This window comes from Burkholderia sp. Ac-20344 (assembly GCF_017104975.1).
Taxonomy (GTDB): Bacteria; Pseudomonadota; Gammaproteobacteria; order Burkholderiales; family Burkholderiaceae; genus Burkholderia.
Genome location: NZ_JAAGPP010000025.1, coordinates 1 through 17079, shown reverse-complemented (window position 1 = coordinate 17079; position 17079 = coordinate 1). Strand labels below are relative to the sequence as shown.

14 protein-coding genes and 2 pseudogenes are annotated in these 17079 nt (G+C 66.7%); 7 read left to right on the top strand and 9 right to left on the bottom strand.

Features of this window, described 5'->3' with window-relative positions; genetic code table 11:
- Window position 1: 1 nt before the first annotated feature.
- The 3 genes and pseudogenes from G3N64_RS11155 to G3N64_RS11145 form a co-directional block, all read right to left on the bottom strand.
- Complete coding sequence (locus G3N64_RS11155; RefSeq protein ID WP_205784054.1) at window positions 2-637, bottom strand: response regulator; 636 nt, start codon at window positions 635-637, stop codon at window positions 2-4.
- A 485-nt stretch (window positions 638-1122) separates the two neighbouring features.
- Window positions 1123-2076, bottom strand: a complete 954-nt coding sequence (locus G3N64_RS11150; RefSeq protein WP_205784053.1) for a GlxA family transcriptional regulator — start codon at window positions 2074-2076, stop codon at window positions 1123-1125.
- Window positions 2077-2475: 399 nt separating this feature from the next.
- Window positions 2476-2574: pseudogene (locus G3N64_RS11145) on the bottom strand (aldehyde dehydrogenase family protein); the annotation flags it as partial.
- Window positions 2575-2945: 371 nt separating this feature from the next.
- Here G3N64_RS11145 and G3N64_RS11140 point away from each other — a divergent pair.
- Together G3N64_RS11140 and G3N64_RS11135 are read left to right on the top strand one after the other, a co-directional pair.
- Window positions 2946-4118, top strand: coding sequence for a porin (locus G3N64_RS11140; RefSeq protein ID WP_205784007.1), 1173 nt, complete (start codon window positions 2946-2948; stop codon window positions 4116-4118).
- Between the two features lie 131 nt (window positions 4119-4249).
- Entirely contained in the window at window positions 4250-4894 is a 645-nt protein-coding gene (locus tag G3N64_RS11135; RefSeq protein ID WP_205784006.1) for a glutathione S-transferase, read from the top strand.
- A gap of 37 nt (window positions 4895-4931) precedes the next feature.
- Here the strand turns inward: G3N64_RS11135 and G3N64_RS39695 are convergent.
- The 4 genes and pseudogenes from G3N64_RS39695 to G3N64_RS11115 form a co-directional block, all read right to left on the bottom strand.
- A pseudogene (locus tag G3N64_RS39695) lies at window positions 4932-5201 on the bottom strand (hypothetical protein); the annotation flags it as partial.
- A 162-nt stretch (window positions 5202-5363) separates the two neighbouring features.
- A complete protein-coding gene (locus tag G3N64_RS11125; RefSeq protein ID WP_205784004.1) occupies window positions 5364-5819 on the bottom strand; it encodes a sodium:proline symporter in 456 nt (151 codons plus the stop codon).
- A gap of 112 nt (window positions 5820-5931) precedes the next feature.
- The gene (locus tag G3N64_RS11120; protein ID WP_174972684.1) at window positions 5932-6600 is read right to left on the bottom strand and encodes a nitroreductase; all 669 of its coding nucleotides are present in this window, start codon (window positions 6598-6600) and stop codon (window positions 5932-5934) included.
- Window positions 6601-6784: 184 nt separating this feature from the next.
- On the bottom strand, window positions 6785-7771 hold the full coding sequence (locus tag G3N64_RS11115) for a LysR substrate-binding domain-containing protein (protein WP_205784003.1): 987 nt from the start codon (window positions 7769-7771) through the stop codon (window positions 6785-6787).
- A gap of 57 nt (window positions 7772-7828) precedes the next feature.
- Between G3N64_RS11115 and G3N64_RS11110 the strand changes: the two genes are divergently transcribed.
- The 3 genes from G3N64_RS11110 (at window position 7829) to G3N64_RS11100 (ending at window position 10917) form a co-directional block, all read left to right on the top strand.
- Entirely contained in the window at window positions 7829-8731 is a 903-nt protein-coding gene (locus G3N64_RS11110; protein WP_205784002.1) for a DMT family transporter, read from the top strand.
- A gap of 641 nt (window positions 8732-9372) precedes the next feature.
- Entirely contained in the window at window positions 9373-10527 is a 1155-nt protein-coding gene (locus G3N64_RS11105; protein WP_205784001.1) for a branched-chain amino acid ABC transporter substrate-binding protein, read from the top strand.
- Window positions 10528-10614: 87 nt separating this feature from the next.
- Window positions 10615-10917: an XRE family transcriptional regulator gene (locus G3N64_RS11100; protein WP_205784000.1), complete on the top strand. Its 303-nt coding sequence runs from the start codon at window positions 10615-10617 to the stop codon at window positions 10915-10917.
- 92 nt (window positions 10918-11009) lie between these two features.
- Here G3N64_RS11100 and G3N64_RS11095 read toward each other — a convergent pair whose 3' ends face one another.
- Window positions 11010-14081, bottom strand: coding sequence for an FAD-binding and (Fe-S)-binding domain-containing protein (locus G3N64_RS11095; protein ID WP_205783999.1), 3072 nt, complete (start codon window positions 14079-14081; stop codon window positions 11010-11012).
- 152 nt (window positions 14082-14233) lie between these two features.
- On the opposite strand from G3N64_RS11095, the gene G3N64_RS11090 reads away from it, so the two are divergent.
- Complete coding sequence (locus tag G3N64_RS11090) at window positions 14234-15124, top strand: LysR substrate-binding domain-containing protein (protein WP_205783998.1); 891 nt, start codon at window positions 14234-14236, stop codon at window positions 15122-15124.
- 22 nt (window positions 15125-15146) lie between these two features.
- Here G3N64_RS11090 and G3N64_RS11085 read toward each other — a convergent pair whose 3' ends face one another.
- The gene (locus G3N64_RS11085; protein ID WP_205783997.1) at window positions 15147-15998 is read right to left on the bottom strand and encodes a LysR substrate-binding domain-containing protein; all 852 of its coding nucleotides are present in this window, start codon (window positions 15996-15998) and stop codon (window positions 15147-15149) included.
- A 110-nt stretch (window positions 15999-16108) separates the two neighbouring features.
- Here G3N64_RS11085 and G3N64_RS11080 point away from each other — a divergent pair, with 110 nt between their 5' ends.
- Window positions 16109-16756, top strand: coding sequence for a LysE family translocator (locus G3N64_RS11080; protein WP_205783996.1), 648 nt, complete (start codon window positions 16109-16111; stop codon window positions 16754-16756).
- Window positions 16757-17079 lie beyond the last annotated feature (323 nt).

Genomic DNA, 17079 nt, shown 5'->3' with positions numbered 1-17079 from the left:
GTCATGTCGCCAGTTGCACGCCGATCGCCTCGGACTTGCGCACGAGATCGGCAAGCGACGATGCATTCATCTTGCGCATCACGGACGCGCGATGCTGCTTGATGGTAATCAGGCTCAATCCGAGATGCGACGCGATCTGCTTGTTCAGTGCGCCGCTGACCACGTACGCGAGCACTTCGCGCTCGCGACGCGTGAGCAACTCGAACGACTGGCGCAACTCGTCATGCGTGTCATTGCGGACTCGCCGTGCCGCATCCAGCGACAGCGCGAGATTCACGGCGTCGATCAACTCGTGGTCGGTGAACGGCTTGACGAGAAAATCGACCGCGCCGCCCTTCAGCGCCTTTCGACACACTTCGACGTCCGCGAACCCGGAGATGACGACGATCGGGATCGACGGCCGGTCCGACGCCTGCTGAAACACCAGCCCGCTCTCCCCGCGCAGCCGCACGTCGAGCAACAGGCAGCTCGTGGCATTCTCCCAGCGCGCCACCCGCAACTCCGCCGTACTCGCGAAGGTCACGACGCGCAGGCCCAGCGATCGCAACAAGGTATCGAGCGATGCGCGCATGGCCGGATCGTCGTCGACGACGTATACGACAGCCGTCGAATCGTCTTTCATCGCTGCATCTGACATATCCTGCGCCCCAACCGTCCATTCAGTTTTCATCATCGCGAACCGCGTGTCGCCCGACACAACGCCGACGACAAGCGCCGTCTCGGCCACCTGCCGGGCCGGCCGCCGCCCTCGCAGCGCATCGATCGTCCGCGCCACTTCGGCGGTTGCTTCATTCGCGTCATGCGGAGCGTCGGCACGGCGTGCCGGCACATGCCGGACGCGCTGCGCGCGAGCGGCAACACGATCGGCGACGGGACGCGTCCGTGCGGCACACACGGACGGTTCCAGCCTGGCGACATGACGCGGGCTGCAGGGGACGGTTCGCAAAGCCGCGGGCGGGCAAGCGTGCGATCCGCTATTGACGAGTCGTCGTCGGTTCGGCTTACCCGAGCAGGTACCGCCCGAAGAACATTCTATTGACGATGGGCGCGCCCGGAGGGACGCAGTTCCCTCCTTTCGTGCCATGATGTTGCAGCGCGAGATCCGGTATCGGCCAGTCGCGCTCAGTCGGTGCCCGTGTGTTCCGGCTTGCGCTGCCGCCGCAATACCTGCGGCGGATGGCCGAACGCGCGCACGAACGATCGCCTCATCCGCTCGGTATCGGCGTAACCGGTTTCCCGTGCGATCGTGTCGATGGTCCACGACGAACTGGTCACGAAATCCCGGGCCGTTTCGAGCCGGATGCGCTCGACCGCCTTTGCGGGCGTCAGGCCGGTTTCATCCTTGAAGCGGCGCGTAAACTGCCGCTTGCTCATCCTCGCCACGTCGGCCAGCTTTTCGACGGTCAGATCGGTGCCGAGATTCGCCCGGATGTGCGTGATGACATCATGGATCCGATTGCTGCGTGCCGGATGATCGATCAGCACGGAAGATTGCGGCTGCGACCCCGAGCGTCTCCAGCGCTCGAGCACGAGATCTTTCGCGACCTGCAAAGCGGCGTCCGGGCCGAGATCCTCCTCGAGCATCGCGAGCGCCATGTCCATGGCCGTGCTCATTCCCGCCGAACTCCACAGCGTGCCGTCGCGCACGAAGATGCAATCCGTCTCCACCGACACCGCAGGGTAGCGATCCCTGAACCGGTCGAGAAACGCCCAATGCGTCGTTGCACGGCGCCCGTCCAGCAGGCCCGCCTCGGCGAGCAGGAACGCACCGAGGCAAATCGACGCCATGCGTTCGACCTTGCCGGACAGATCGACCAGCAGTTCGCGCATCCGGTCCGTGAGCGGTGGCGTCGATAACGAAGCGCCGACGAATACCGTATGCAGCTCCGACAGCCGCGCCGGTTGCGTCGACGCGCACATGCCGAACGACGCCTCCACCGGGCCGCCATCTTCCGAAATCACGCTCACTTCATAGAGCGAGCGGCCCGCACGGAGATTGGCGATGTCGAACACGGACAACGCGAGCAGGCTCATCACCTGAAACTGAGGGACGACGACAAGCCCAATGCGACGCATACTGACCTCACGCGAATCGACCCCACCGGCGCATACCGGCGGGGCCACAACAAACAGAAAAGCGGGCATGCGGCGGTGATCGCAACATGCCAACCGGCACTCCGGCGATGCTACAAGATTTTCGAGACAGGAAAGAATGGCCATGCAGCGCACATGGCCGAGCGTTCGGGCCGTCCCGTCGCACGACGACTGCCAGCAGGCGCGTGCCCGCGGCGCTTACACGGTCCACCTTCACGTTTGTCACGACACAAGGACCCCGGCATGCTGACGGCATGGGGACGACGCGTTGAACCCGGCGCAGCCGCGCCTGTTCGGATCGGGCGGCGATCGCCACAGACGGCGCGCTCGGATCGCGCGGCACGCCGGCGGCGTGCCGCGCAGCAGGACGCTGGAGCCGCAGACCGTCGACTTCAGCTCGGTGTACTTGTCGAGCGCATGCAGCGATTTGTCGCGGCCGTTGCCCGACAGCTTGTAACCGCCGAACGGGAAGTTCAGGTCGTTGCTGCCGTCGCCGTGCTGCCGGAATGGCAGGAACGGTTGACCGCGCGCGCGATGCACGTGCGCGTCGTTCATCCAGGGCATGACGTCGGCGGCCATCACGCAATCGATGGGGCTCAAGACCTCCACCGCCGACCCCTCCGCGAAGCTCGGCGTCGATTCGCGCCGCAACTGATGACGCTCATGCTGAGAAACGCGTCGCTGCGGCGCGACGCATAGCATCCCCGTGTGCCGACCGCCGACAGGTTGCGCGCGCATCCATCTCCGCACCACCTCATAACGATCCGACAATTTATTGGTTCCCTCGACGATGCGCCGTCCGTATCGTTCACCGACTCGTCAGACCAATCGACCAACGGGGGAATCCAACAATGAAACAGATCCGTTCACTCGCACTGCTCGCGCTGCCGGCCGCGCTCCAGGCCGCCGGCGCTCATGCGCAGAGCAGCGTCACGCTGTACGGCATCGTCGATGCGGGCATCGCATACGTGCACAACGCGCAGAACGCGAACGGCAGCAACGCGTCGAGCCTCGTCAAGTTCAGCAGCGGCAACCTGTCGGGCAGCCGCTGGGGCCTGCGCGGCACCGAGGATCTCGGCGGCGGCCTGGCCGCGCTGTTCCAGCTCGAAAACGGCTTCAACATCGGCACGGGCGCGCTCGGCCAGGGCGGGCGCGAGTTCGGCCGCAAGGCCGTCGTCGGCCTCGCGAGCAGCACGTACGGCACCGTGACGCTCGGCCGCCAGTACGATCCGGTCGTCGATCTCGTGCAGGGCCTCACGCAGGACAACTACTTCGGCGGCGTATTCGCGACGCCGGGCGACCTCGACAACTACGACAACAGCCTGCGCGTCAGCAACTCGGTGAAATACACGAGCCCGCTGATCTCGGGCTTCCAGTTCGAAGGCCTGTACGGCTTCGGCGGCGTCGCGGGCGCCACCGGCAGCGGCCGCACGTACAGCTTCGGCGCAAGCTACGCGAACGGCCCGCTGTCGCTCGGCGCCGGCTTCTTCTACGCAAACGGCGGCTCTACCGTCGCGAACGGCGTGCGCACGTGGTCGAGCAGTTCGGACACGCTGTTCAACACCGTGATCAACCAGGGCTTCTCGAGCGCGAAGTCGATCCAGATCGTGCGCGTAGCCGGCCAGTACGTGGCCGGGTCCGCCACCTTCGGCCTCGCGTATTCGAATACGCAGTACGGCGCGGACACGCTGTCGGCCTTCAGCCAGAACGCGAAGTTCAACAACGGCTCGGCGTTCTTCAACTGGCAGTTCTCGCCGGCGCTGCGCGCGGGCGTCGGCTACAACTACACGTCGCTGACGGGCCCGTCTTCCGCGCACTACAACCAGGTCAACCTCGGCGCGGATTACGCGCTGTCGAAACGCACCGACCTGTATGCGCTGTTCGGCTACCAGAAGGCGAGCGGCAACACGCTCAACGCGAACGGCGCGGTCGTGAAGGCTGCCGCGTCGGTCGGCTCGTACGGCGTGAACTCCGGCACCGATACGCAGGAACTCGCGATCGTCGGGATTCGCCACAAATTCTGATCGCGTCGCCGCACGCGCACGACGACGATCACAGCGACGACAGCGACGACAGCCGGCAGGCGCGCACCGCGGTGCGCCTGCGGCGTTTACACTGTCCGCGATCCCGTTCCGCACGACACAAGGAGGCCGGCATGCTGACCGTATGGGGGCGCCGCAATGCATTCAACGTCCAGAAGGTGATGTGGCTCGTCGACGAGCTTGCGCTCCCGCATCGGCACGTGCCGGCCGGCGGGCAGTTCGGCGTGCTCGACACGCCCGGTTTTCTCGCGATGAACCCGCACGGGCGCGTGCCCGTGATCGACGACGGCGGCACGGTCGTCTGGGAATCGCACAGCATCCTGCGCTACCTCGCCGCGCGTTACGGACGCCCCGGCTTCTGGCGCGACGACCCGGCCGAACAGTCGCGTGCCGACCGCTGGATGGACTGGTCGCAAACCACGCTGCAGCCGACGTTCCTGAACGGCGTGTTCCGGGGCTTCTACCGGACACCGCCCGAGCAGCGCGACACGGCGCGCGTCGAGCAAAGCATCGCGCAGTGCGCACAGCACTTCCGGGCGCTCGACGCGGCGCTGGCCGCGCAGCCGTTTCTCGCAGGCGACGCGCTCACGCTCGCCGACATCGCGGCCGGCACGCACCTGTATCGCTACTTCGAACTCGACATCGCCCGGCCGGACATCCCGCACGTGCAAGCGTGGTACGAACGGCTGAAAGCGCGGCCCGCGTATCGCACGCACGTGATGATTCCGTTCGACGACTTGCGCGGGCGGCTCGATTAGCAGATGCGCTGGCGGCGGATCTGTGTGGAAGCACCGTCTAATGTCGCCGCATGCCGCCGAATCCGCTCATGCCGCCGAACTGATGCATGCCGCCGAATCCGTGGCCGGCGGTGCCGGCAGGGAACGCGCCATGGTGAAAGCCGGCGCCGATCGGCGCGCCGAAGCGGCGATGTTCCATCCCGTTGAAGTGGCCGACGTGATCGAAGTGGTGGAAATGGTGGAAATGGTGGAAGCGATGGAAACGGTCGACGAAGACGAAGCCCACACCTGCGCCGATGAAAAGCGGCGGCCCCCAGTACCACAGATCGGCTTGCTCGCGCACGATTCGCCACGCGGCGTCAACGCGCCGCCGCTTCGTACAGGGTCTCCTGACCGCTAAACGACGTAGCGCGCCGGCTTATTCCAGGGGTCTGGTGCGAATGATCGACGCGGCAACCCACGGCCATCGTTGCCGCGGTTGGCGTCCGGCCTAGCGCCTGGCGAAGCGGTAGGCGGCCGCTGCCGTGATCCCGAATACCAGATGGGCCACCAGCGTGATCGCGCCGCGAACCGGGATGAACCACGGGAAGATCGCGGTGAACGCGTACAGGTTCACGCCGTACAGGACGAGGCCGAACGCGCCGCCCGCGAGTAGCGCGGCCGCGAGCGACAGGTTGCGAATCGCCTTCGTCAGGACGGCCGCATAGACCAGCGACAGCACCAGGTGCACGAGGGTCGCCACCGCCATGAGCAGCGGATCGAAGCCGGCGGACGCGCCGAGCACGCCGCGCCCCATCACGATAGCCGCCGTGAGGCGTGTGTCGCGCAACAGGTTCCCGATGGCGTCGTCGCCGACGATCGGCCAGAGCAGCAGCTCGACGACGGTTGAACCGACCGCCGCACCGAACGCTGCCCAGAGAACCGGGACGAAACTGGCGCGTTTCAATTGGCGCTCCCGTCGCAACCGGCCGATGCATCGGAGCGGCATGCGCCCGACCCGCTCCGATTCCGGTTGGGCAATGGTTGCCCGCGATACCGAACCGGGCGGCCACGCAAAATTACGATGCCCCTTCGCAATCCGTCCAGTACGCGAAAGGATCGCGATGTTTCGGATAGTTCTCGTCGAGCCATTTCAGCAACGTCGCCCGCGCATTGTCCATGTCGGCTTTCAGCGACGAGGTCGTCAGTTCGTGCACTTCGATGGACTTTTCGCGATCGATCACGAAGCAGTTCCAGTCGGGGCCGTCGAGATCCGGATCGTCGGACGCCTTCGACGACTTGCCCCAGCCGAACCCCTTGCGGGCGTCGATGTAGTACCGCGGATGCACTTTCAGGTACGACATCTCGCCGCCCTGCAGGCTGCTCTCCGCGCGCAGCACGTCGTGACCGTCGACGATCTGCGTGACTTCCGGAAGCCGGCGCGCCCGCCATCCGACGGGCAGCGTCGCGATGGCCTTGACGCTGTCGTACATCCCCCAATCCAGCCCCCAGGCTTCGGCCATGCGCTTCATGAATGCGTTCGCATTCGGATAGCCGCGCAACTGGATCCGGGTCGACAGCGTGACTTCGATACCGCCGCGCCCGCCCGTGCCGGCGGATGCGTCGTCTGCGTTCGCTTCGAACGGATTGCCCGGACGCGACGCGCGCGTCGCATCCGCGGGCGCCATGCCCGAAAACAGCTGGTCGAGCGCGGCACGCGCTTTCGACGACTTGTCCGGCTTGTTCATTACTGACCTCGCTTGCATCCGCACGGATGCATACATTTAATCTCGTTCATCTCTCCACCTCATCGTTTTTCGCGGTCGCATTGTCGTCGATCCGACGGCCCGAGCCTAGTACCGCGTATCGCACAACACTTTCTTCGCCCCCAACAGCGTACGGTGGCGGGCCGTCACGATACACCAACCCGGGCTAGCCGCCTGTCCCCACCGCCGCCCGCATCCGCTCCATCAACGCCAGCACCTCCGGCCGATTCTCCCCCTTCGCGTGCACGAAGTAGTACCTGAGCACCGAATCGACCTCATGCCGGCTCACGCGCACGAGTTCGCTGCGCTTGAAATAGGCGTCGGCGAGCGGCACCCGCGCCAGCGCCACGCCGAGCCCGGCCTCGGCCGCAGCCAGCACGAGGTTGTAATCCTCGAAACGGCGATCCTGCGCGCGCGGCTTGAACGGCACGCCCAATGCATCGAACCACGTGCGCCAGCCGGTCACATCGGAATCGTGCAGCAACGGCAGGTCGAGCAGCGCGGCATCGCCGCGCCGGCGGCGCTCCTTCGCCAGTTGCGCGGCGAGCCGCGGATGCGCGACCGGATAAAGCCGCTCCGGCATGAACGCGCGGGTTTCGAGCTGACGCCAGTTGCCGCGCCCGTACCGGACCGACAGGTCCGCCTCGCCGCCCGCGATATCCACGTTGCGAAGATCGATGCCGAGTTCGATCCGCAACGCGGGCGCCTCGCTCTCCAGCGCATGCTGGCGCTCGAACAGCCAGAGCTGCGCGAAGGCCGGCACCACGCTCATCCTGACCAGCCGCGGCGTACGCGGCGAGCGCCACTGATCGGCCGCACTGTCGATGATCGCGAATGCCTGCTCGATCCGGCCGACGAAACGCTGGCCGTCCGGCGTGAGACGCACGCCGCGCGCATGCCGTTCGAACAACCTCAGGCCGAGCCAGTTTTCGACAGCGGCCACCCGCCGGCTGATCGCGCCGTGCGTCACGCCGGAGACGTCGGCCGCGGCCAGGAACGAACCCTCGCGCGCAACCGTGCACACCGTCTCCAGGCTCGCGAGCGGCGGCCGCGAACCCGGCGCCGGCGCTGAGGCGGGCGACGCCGCTGGCGCGCGCTTCGCGCGGGTTGAAGCACCGGCCGGCCGCCGGCTCGAGCTGTGAATCATGGTCATACCTGCGTGCTGATCTGTGCGCTAGCTTAGCATCTTGCCACGCCGCATCATTGCCGCATGAACACACTCTCCACACCGTCGTCGCGCCATGCGCGGCAGCCGCTGGTCGCGGCCGGCGCGGTTGCCTTCACGATCGTTTCGTGGGCGTCCGCTTTCCCGTTCATCCGGATCGGCCTGCATGGCCTGACGCCGCTGCAGCTTGCGGCGGCGCGCTTCGCCACTGCCGCCATGCTGATCATCGCGTGGCTGGTAGCGCGACGGCCGCGCTTGCCCACACGCGGCGACGCGCTGCGCTTCCTTCAGTGCGGCTTTCTCGGCATCGCGCTCTACAACGCGCTGCTCAATACCGGCGAGCAGACCGTATCGGCCGGCGCCGCAAGCTTCATCGTGAATACGCTGCCGATCTTCACGGCGCTGCTGGCCGCCGTGTTTCTTGGCGAGCGCTTCAATCGCTGGGGCTGGCTCGGCTCGCTGGTCAGCCTCGCCGGCATCGCGGTGATCGCGCGCGGGCAGCCGGGCGGCCTCGTTCTCGGCGCGGGCAGCACGCTGATTCTCGGCGCGGCCCTGTGTTCGGCCAGCTATTTCGTGCTGCAGCGGCGGCTGATTCCGGTCTACGGCGCGCTCGCCTGCACCGCATACACGCTGCTGGCCGGCGCGCTGCTGCTCGCGCCGTGGCTGCCGGGCGCGCTCGTGGCGCTGGGCAGCGGATCATCGCACGATACGACGCTGGCAGTCCTGGTGCTGGGCATCTTCCCCGCCGCATTGGGCTACGCGACCTGGACATTCGCACTCGGCTACTTCGGCGCGGCGCGCGCCGCCAACTTTCTCTATCTGACGCCGGCCGTCGCGACCCTCCTGTCGATCGCGCTGACCGGCGAGCGGCCCGGTATCGAGACGGTGTGCGGCGGCCTGCTGGCGATTGCCGGCGTGATCTTCGTGGCGTTGCGCGGACGGTCCTAGGATCGATGCTGCATCGGGCCGGCACGATCGTCCCGGCGATCCGCAAGCGATCCGGCCGGGACGAACCCCGGCCACTGCGAAGCCGAATGTGTCGCGCGGGCTGTCGACTCGCGCCAGTTCGCCGACGCTGCCGGGCTTGACCGTTAGTTGCGTTTGAAAGAGGACATCGATCACGATGAAGCATGGCTACGCCACCGGATACGCAACCGAAATCGTCCAAACTGTGCAGACAAATCGACCGAACAGTTCCGGATTGACCGCGCATCAGTGTCCATGGCTTCGTCGCGGCCGCCGGCCGAATAATGGATGCGGCCGTAAGGCCGTCGACAGCGAATCGCAGCCCGTGGCTTGCCGCGGCGCACGATTTCCGGCATCCGGCGCGTGCGAATTTCGGGCGCCGGCCCTGCCGCAACCGCCCCGCTACGCGATTCGCTGCAGCGCGCAAAATCGGCTTCATATATATTCATACGAATTGCACCGTATCAGGCCCCGATTCTCCCGCTCACCCGGGCGGCACGTCGAACGGCAGGGCACGATGCAAGTGAAGCCCATGATGAGTATGGAGCCTCGTCCGATCGCCCCGACCTCGCCGTCGGCCGGTCGAGACGTCAATAGAAAGACATTCAAATCGGAGAAGGCAGATGGAACGAAGCACTGTCGGCATGCGCTGCAAACCCCTGATCACCGTCGCACTGGCTGCCGCCGCGTTCGCGGCCGCGTCGACCGCGATGGCCGACCAGGTCGTGAAGATCGGCAGCGTCGAACCGACGACGGGCGGCATCTCGCACCTCGGCAAGGACAACGAGAACGGTGCGCGCCTCGCGGTCGAGGAAATCAATGCGAAGGGGCTCGTGATCGGCGGCAAGAAGATCACGCTGCAACTCGATGCGCAGGATGACGCGGCCGACCCGCGCCAAGCCACCCAGGTCGCGCAGAAGCTCGTCGACGACAAGGTCGTCGCCGTCATCGGCCACCTGAACTCGGGCACGTCGATCCCGGCGTCGAAGATCTACAGCGACGCGGGCATCGTGCAGATCTCGCCGTCGGCCACGAACCCCACCTATACGCAGCAAGGCTTCAAGACGACCTACCGCGTCGTCGCGACCGATGCGCAGCAAGGCCCGGCGCTCGCGAGCTACGCGCAGTCGAAGGGCGTGAAGAGCGTCGCGGTGATCGACGATTCGACCGCGTACGGCCAGGGCCTCGCGAACGAGTTCGAGAAGAAGGCGAAGGCGCTCGGCCTGAAGGTGCTGTCGCACGACGCGACCAACGACAAGGCGGTCGACTTCCGCGCGATCCTGACGAAGGTCAAGGGCGAGAACCCGGACGCGATCATGTACGGCGGCATGGACGCCACCGGCGGCCCGCTCGCGAAGCAGGCGAAGCAGCTCGGCCTGCGCGCGAAGATCCTGTCCGGCGACGGCGTGTGCACCGACTCGCTGGCCGAGCTGGCCGGCCCGGCGGCCGACAACGTGCTGTGCTCGCAGGCAGGCGCTGCGCTCGAGAAGATGCCGGGCGGCCCGGACTTCCTCGCCAAGTACCAGAAGCGCTTCAACCAGGGCATCAAGTTCGATGCGCCGTTCGCGTATGACGCGGTCTACATCGCGGTCGATGCGATGAAGCGCGCGAACTCGACCGACCCGGCGAAGATCCTCGCGGCGATGCCGTCGACGAAGTACGAAGGCGTGATCGGCACGACGACGTTCGATTCGAAGGGCGACCTGACGCACGGGATCATCTCGATCTACGGCTACAAGAGCGGCAAGAAGACCTTCCTCGACCAGGTGAAGATGTAACCCGCCGCGGCGCCGGCACGACGGGAACGCCACCCGTCGGCGCCGGCGCCGCGCGGGCCGATTTCTGATTCACGGAGACGAAGCATCATGTGTGCAATGGCGTATGCGGAATTCCAACAGGAGTTGAAGAAGGCACAGCTGACGGCCCGCGAGTTCGCCCGGCTGATCCGGATGAACGAAAGTTCGATCACGAATTATTCGAGCAAGGGCACGGTCCCGTCCCACCTCGCGGTCATCGCGAAACTGATCGGCACGATGGCTGCGCACGAGATCGATTTCCGGCGCGTGATCCGGCAAATGCGGATCGAACCGAAACGGCCGCGCGGCGGCGGTGCGTTTCCTGCGGCGGAAAAGCTGCGTTCCAGGAAAACGGCTAAAGCGGACGCGTGAGCCAGGCAGGCGTCGACAGCATCGCGGAGCTTGCCGCTCGACGCTGAAATGAAGGCCCTCTCACGGGCAACGCAACACGCGGCACCCGATCGTCACCCCGCCGCCCTGACGTGATCGAGCAGCGCCTGCAACGGATGGCGCACCTGCTTCGACGACATCCGCTTCACCTGGCTGCGACACGAATAGCCGGTCGCCAGCGCCTCGCCTTCCGCGTCCACCGCATCGACATGCGCGGCCCACGACTGCGCATAGATCGTCTTCGACGTCTCGAGATTGCGCGCCTCGTGCCCATACGTGCCCGACATCCCGCAGCACCCGGTCGCCTGAACCTGCAAACGCAGCCCGCGTCGCGCGAACACCTGCGCCCATTGCTTGCCGCTGTCGGGCGCATTGGTCTTCTCGGTACAGTGCGGCAGCAACCGGTACGACGCGGGCACGCCGCCGGCACCGGCACCGGCACCGTCACCGATACCGGCTTCCGGCAGCGCCTGCAGCAGCCATTCCTGCGGCAGCGCCACCTTCGGCACCTCGGTCAGCCCCGTCACCTTCAGGTATTCCTGCCGATACGTGAGCGTCATCGCCGGATCGAGGCCGACCAGCGCGACGCCCGAGTGCGCCAGCGCGGCCAGCTGCGCCGCATTGCGGATCGCCGCCTGCTCGAACGCCCGCAGAAAGCCCTGCACGTGCAGCGCCTTGCCGTTCGGCGCGAGCGGCGCAAGCCACACCTGAAAGCCCGTGCGCGCCGCCAGCTCGATCAGCGTCGCCAGTTGCCCGGTATCGAAATAGCGCGTGAACGTGTCCTGCACGATGACGACGCTGCGTGCGCGCTGCGCGTCGCTCAGCGCGGCGAGCGCCTGCGGGTCGGCCGGCTTCACGCGCCATTGACGCATCACGGCCGCGAGATCGAAGCGGCTCAGCAGCGGGCTGTCGACCATGCCGACGTGCCGCTCCAGCACCGTGCGCACCCATCCCGCCCGCATCAGCCCGTTGTACAGCGCAGGCACCCGCGCCATCCACGGCATCGTGAATTCGAGCGAACCGATCAGGTAGTCGCGCAGCGGCCGCAGGTAACGCTGGTGATACAGCTCGAGGAAACGCGAGCGAAACTCCGGCACGTTCACCTTCACCGGGCACTGTCCCGCGCACGACTTGCACGCGAGGCACCCGGCCATCGCGTCGTACACCTCGTGCGAGAAGTCGGCTTCGCCGTTGCGCGCCGCGCGGCTGTTGCGCCAGCGCGTGGCGAGGCCGCTCAGGAACGGTTGCCGCGCGCGCGCCGCCGCGACGACGTCGACGCCGGCCTGCCCTTGCAGGCGCAACCATTCGCGCATCAGCGATGCACGCCCCTTCGGCGATTGCACGCGTTCGCGCGTCGCCTTCCACGACGGGCACATCGCATCGTCCGGATCGAAGTTGTAGCACGCGCCGTTGCCGTTGCAGTGCATCGCGGTGCCGTAGCTCTGCCACACCCGCTCGTCGATCTGCCGGTCGTGGTCGCCGCGCGTCGGTACCTCGTCGATCTTCAGCAGCCGCATCGCGCGGTCCGGCGGCGTCGCGATCTTGCCCGGATTGAACTGGTTGTACGGATCGAACGCGGCCTTCAGTTGCTGCAGCGACGGATACAGCTCGCCGAAGAACGCCGGCGCATATTCGGAGCGCACGCCCTTGCCGTGCTCGCCCCACAACAGGCCGCCGTGGCGCCGCGTGAGCTCGGCCACCGCATCCGACACGGGCCGTACCAGCGCCGCCTGCTTCGGGTCCTTCATGTCGAGCGCCGGCCGCACGTGCAGCACGCCGGCATCGACGTGCCCGAACATCCCGTATTGCAGCCCGTGGCCGTCGAGCAGCGCGCGGAATTCGGCGATGTACGCCGCGAGGTTCTCCGGCGGCACCGCGGTGTCCTCGACGAACGGCTGCGGGCGCGCCTCGCCCTGCACGTTGCCGAGCAGGCCGACCGCGCGCTTGCGCATCGCATACACGCGCTTCACCGCGTCGTCGCCGGCCGCGAGCGTGTGGCCCAGGCGCTCCACGCTCGTATCGGTGCGCAGATGGTCGACGAACGCGCGCACGCGCGCATCGACGTCATCCGCGTCGTCGCCGCTGAACTCGATCAGGTTGATGCCGAGCGTCGGCCGAGCGTCGTCCTGCGGGAAATACTCGGCCACGCTGCTCCACACGAAGTCCTTCATCGCCAGCATCAGCACCTTCGAGTCGACCGTCTCGATCGACAGCGGCTGATGCGCGAGCAGCGCGCGCGCATCGCGCAGCGCGTCCATGAAGCCCGCGTAGCGCACGTTGACCAGCATCGAGACCTTCGGGATCGGCAGCACGTTGAGCTTCGCCTCGACGACGAAGCCGAGCGAGCCTTCGGCGCCGCACAGCACGCTGTTCAGGTTGAAGCGGCCGTCGGGTTCGCGCAGGTGTGCGAGGTCATAGCCGGTCAGGCAGCGATTGAGCTTCGGAAACTTCGCTTCGATCAGCGCCGCCTTGTCGTCGCTGATGCGCCGCGCGGTGCGATAGACCTTGCCGATGCGGTCCTGCCGCGCGCAGCGGCGCTCCAGTTCGTCGTCCGCGAGTACGTCGCTGTGCAGCTGCTCGCCGCCCATCAGCACGAAATCGAGCGCGAGCACGTGGTCACGGGTCTTGCCGTACGTGCAGCTGCCCTGCCCGCTCGCGTCGGTGTTGATCATCCCGCCGACGGTCGCGCGGTTCGACGTCGACAGTTCCGGCGCGAAAAACAGCCCGTGCGGCTTCAGCGCCGCATTGAGCTGATCCTTGACGACGCCCGCCTGCACGCGCACCCAGCGCTGCTCGACGTCGATTTCGAGGATCCGGTTCATGTTGCGCGACAGGTCGACGACCACGCCGTCGGTCAGCGACTGCCCGTTGGTGCCCGTGCCGCCGCCGCGCGCGGCCACCGCGACGTCGCGATGCGCGGGCTCGGCGAGCAGCCGCGCCAGCAGCCGCACGTCGTCCGCATGCGCGGGGCAGATCACCGCTTGCGGCAGGCGCTGGTAGATCGAGTTGTCGGTGGCCTGCACCGTCCGGTTCGCATGGTCCGCGCGGATTTCCCCGGCGAATCCGGCGGCCTGCAGCGCGGCGAGAAAGTCACGGTACGCATGCGCGGGCGGGCTGGCGGGACGGGGCAACGGGGCGATCGACATGGGGTAAAGGCGCGATGTGGGTGGAACCGGCCGGTTCGCGTGGCCAAAACATGATTTTTTAGCAAGTTTCCACGCAGCCGGGAATTCCAGTATCTTTGGATACTTCGCGAGAAACAAACGAATTCTGCCCTGGCGAATATTGCATAAAACTCATGAATTACCGTCGCCTCACCCCGTCGATGTCGCTGCTGCTCGTGTTCGAGGCCGCCGCGCGGCATGAAAGCTACACGCGCGCAGCCGAGGAGCTGTCGCTGAGCCAGAGCGCGATCAGCCGGCAGGTCCAGACCCTCGAGGATCAGCTCGGTGTGCCGTTGTTCCGGCGCGAGGGCCGCTCGGTGAAGCTGACCGACGTCGGGCGCCGCTACTTCACCGAGCTGAGCGGCGCACTGGGGCGCATCCGCGGTGCGACGCTGCAAGCGATGTCGCACCAGGCGGGCGCCGGCACGCTGCGGCTGGCGACGCTGCCGACGTTCGGCTCGAAATGGCTGCTGCCGCACCTGCACGATTTCTACGCCGCGCATCCGGGCGTGACCGTGCACCTTCATTCGCGAATCGGCGCCATCGATTTCCTCAACGACGACCTCGACGCGGCCATTACCGTCGGCGCGGACGACTGGCCGGGCCTGCATGCACACCGGCTGTACAACGAGTTCCTGATCGCGATCGCGCCGCCGGATACCGGCAGCCGCCGCAAGGCCGACGTGCGCACACCGGCGTGGGCCGCGAAGCAGTCGCTGCTCGGCGTGACGAGCAACCAGCAGGCGTGGGCGGAATGGTTCTCGCACTATCGGCTCGACCATCGGCAGATGCGCATCGGCCCGAGTTTCGAGCTGACGTCGCACCTGATCCAGGCCGTGCGGGCCGGGATGGGAATCGGGCTGGTGCCGAAGGTGCTGGTGGAAGACGAGCTGAGCCGCAACGAGCTCGTATCGATCGGCGACGCGATCACCAGCCAGCGCAGCTATTACCTCGTCTATCCGCCGGGGAACGAGACGCTGCCGTCGCTCGTCGCGTTCCGCGAATGGCTGCTGACGTCGTGCTGAAACGCGGCCGCCGGCGGGCCGCTCAGGTCCGCCATTCGCCGAGAATCTGCTCGGCCAGGTAGTCGCACGGCGGCCGCGCCGATTGCGCGCTGCGCGCGAGCACGACCTCGAGTTCGCCCAGCGGCGGCAGCCCGTGGCTCTCCGACAGCTGCACGAGATGGTCGGGAATGCAGCAGCGCGCCAGCGGCGCGACCGCGAGCCCGGCCTCCACCATGCTGAGCAGGCCGAGGTGGCTCGGGCTTTCATACGACATCCGGTACGGGATCTTCCGCCGGTTCAGCGCCTTGACCGCCTGATCGCGCGCCATGCTGCCGCCGTGCGTGAAAAAGGCCACCGGCAGCGGCCGCTCTTCCCATACGTTGCGCTTCGGCGATCCGACCCAGACGAGCGGTTCGAGCCGGATCAGCTCGCCGGTCACGCCCTTGATCCGCGTGAGGCACGCGAGGTCGACCGTGTTGTCCTTCAGCATCGGCACGAGCGCGCTGCTCGGCTGGCCGATCACGCGCAGTTCCACGCGCGGATGCATCGCGGCGAACGTGCCGAGCACCTGCGGCAGCAGCGAAGAAATGTAATCGTCGGGCACGCCGATCGTCACGCGGCCGCGGATCTCCGGGCGCACGACCGACGCCCATGCCTCGTCGCGCATCGCCAGCATCCGGCGGCCGTATTCGGCGAGCATCGCGCCGTCGCCGGTCGGCGTCACGTTCCGCGTATCGCGGATGAAGAGCGGCTTGCCGAGCGCGTCTTCCAGCGCCTTGATCTGCATGCTCACCGCCGACGGCGACCGATGCACGGCCTGCGCGCCCTGCGCGAACGATCCGGATTCGGCGACGGCCACCACCATCGCGAGCACATCGAGGTCGAGCTTTTTCATCGCATTCAGAAAAACTGATCAATCGATTCAGTTTATCCCGTTTTACTGTTCCCCACCACGGCCGGACAATGAATCCCGTCAGCCCTCACTCGTTGCAGGAATCATCAGATATGCATACATCCGGATCGCTCTACGGATTTCTCGTCATCGGCGGCATGCTCGCGGTCACGCCCGGGCCGAACATGGTCTACGTGATGTCGCGCTCGATCGCGCAAGGGCGCACGGCGGGGCTGATTTCACTCGGCGGCGTGATGATCGGGTACCTGTTCTACATGTTCGGCGCGGCGTTCGGCATCACGACGCTGTTCATGAGCGTGCCGTATGCGGGCAGCGGGCTGGCCGTGGTCGGTGCGGCGTACCTGCTGTATCTGGCGTGGCAGGCCGTGCGGCCCGGCGGCCGCTCGCCGTTCGAGGTGCAGGCGTTGCGCAGCGAGGGGCCGCTTCGGCTGCTCGCGATGGGCGCGACGACCAGCGTGCTGAACCCGAAGCTTGCGATGCTGTTCATTTCGTTGCTGCCGCAGTTCATCGACTACCGGAACGGCAGCGTGCTCGGGCAATCGCTGTTTCTCGGTTCGTTGCTGATCGCTGCGTTCGCTACCGCGAACGGGCTGGTGGCGATCTGTTCGAGCAGCATCGCAAAGTTTCTGCACGGGCGCCCGACGTTGCTGCTCGCGCAGCGCTGGGCGATGGGGCTCATTCTTGGCGGGCTCGGGGTGCAGATGGTGGTCGATGCTTCGAAGATGGCCGGGGTGGCGTAACGGCCGCGAGCGAGCCCCTGATACGGAATCGGCCGGCACAACGTCGCCGTCCGGCAGCAACGCAAGAAACCCTCCGTCGCCGCGGCTCGGTCACTTCGTCAGCAACTCGGCCTCCAGCTCGCGCAACCGCTCCGGAAACCGGACACGCAGCACCAGGAACCACCCGAGCCCGATCGCCAGCAGCGCGACGAACACATAAGAGGCCAGTTCAAAAAGACCCTCGAGGGGCTGTTAACTTCGCCGGCGACCTGTTAACCTCAAGCATCTGAGCAACGGGATCATGAGGAATGCAAGCGCCGATCGTTGATGACGAATTGTGGATA

What these genes read in the sequence shown, in the direction of transcription:
- G3N64_RS11140 (WP_205784007.1), top strand. Translation starts at nt 2,946, where the DNA reads ATGAAACAGATCCGTTCACTCGCACTGCTCGCGCTGCCGGCCGCGCTC.
- G3N64_RS11120 (WP_174972684.1), bottom strand. Translation starts at nt 6,600, where the DNA reads ATGAACAAGCCGGACAAGTCGTCGAAAGCGCGTGCCGCGCTCGACCAG.
- G3N64_RS11135 (WP_205784006.1), top strand. Translation starts at nt 4,250, where the DNA reads ATGCTGACCGTATGGGGGCGCCGCAATGCATTCAACGTCCAGAAGGTG.
- G3N64_RS11080 (WP_205783996.1), top strand. Translation starts at nt 16,109, where the DNA reads ATGCATACATCCGGATCGCTCTACGGATTTCTCGTCATCGGCGGCATG.
- G3N64_RS11105 (WP_205784001.1), top strand. Translation starts at nt 9,373, where the DNA reads ATGGAACGAAGCACTGTCGGCATGCGCTGCAAACCCCTGATCACCGTC.
- G3N64_RS11085 (WP_205783997.1), bottom strand. Translation starts at nt 15,998, where the DNA reads ATGAAAAAGCTCGACCTCGATGTGCTCGCGATGGTGGTGGCCGTCGCC.
- G3N64_RS11115 (WP_205784003.1), bottom strand. Translation starts at nt 7,771, where the DNA reads ATGACCATGATTCACAGCTCGAGCCGGCGGCCGGCCGGTGCTTCAACC.
- G3N64_RS11155 (WP_205784054.1), bottom strand. Translation starts at nt 637, where the DNA reads ATGTCAGATGCAGCGATGAAAGACGATTCGACGGCTGTCGTATACGTC.
- G3N64_RS11095 (WP_205783999.1), bottom strand. Translation starts at nt 14,081, where the DNA reads ATGTCGATCGCCCCGTTGCCCCGTCCCGCCAGCCCGCCCGCGCATGCG.
- G3N64_RS11150 (WP_205784053.1), bottom strand. Translation starts at nt 2,076, where the DNA reads ATGCGTCGCATTGGGCTTGTCGTCGTCCCTCAGTTTCAGGTGATGAGC.
- G3N64_RS11110 (WP_205784002.1), top strand. Translation starts at nt 7,829, where the DNA reads ATGAACACACTCTCCACACCGTCGTCGCGCCATGCGCGGCAGCCGCTG.
- G3N64_RS11100 (WP_205784000.1), top strand. Translation starts at nt 10,615, where the DNA reads ATGTGTGCAATGGCGTATGCGGAATTCCAACAGGAGTTGAAGAAGGCA.
- G3N64_RS11090 (WP_205783998.1), top strand. Translation starts at nt 14,234, where the DNA reads ATGAATTACCGTCGCCTCACCCCGTCGATGTCGCTGCTGCTCGTGTTC.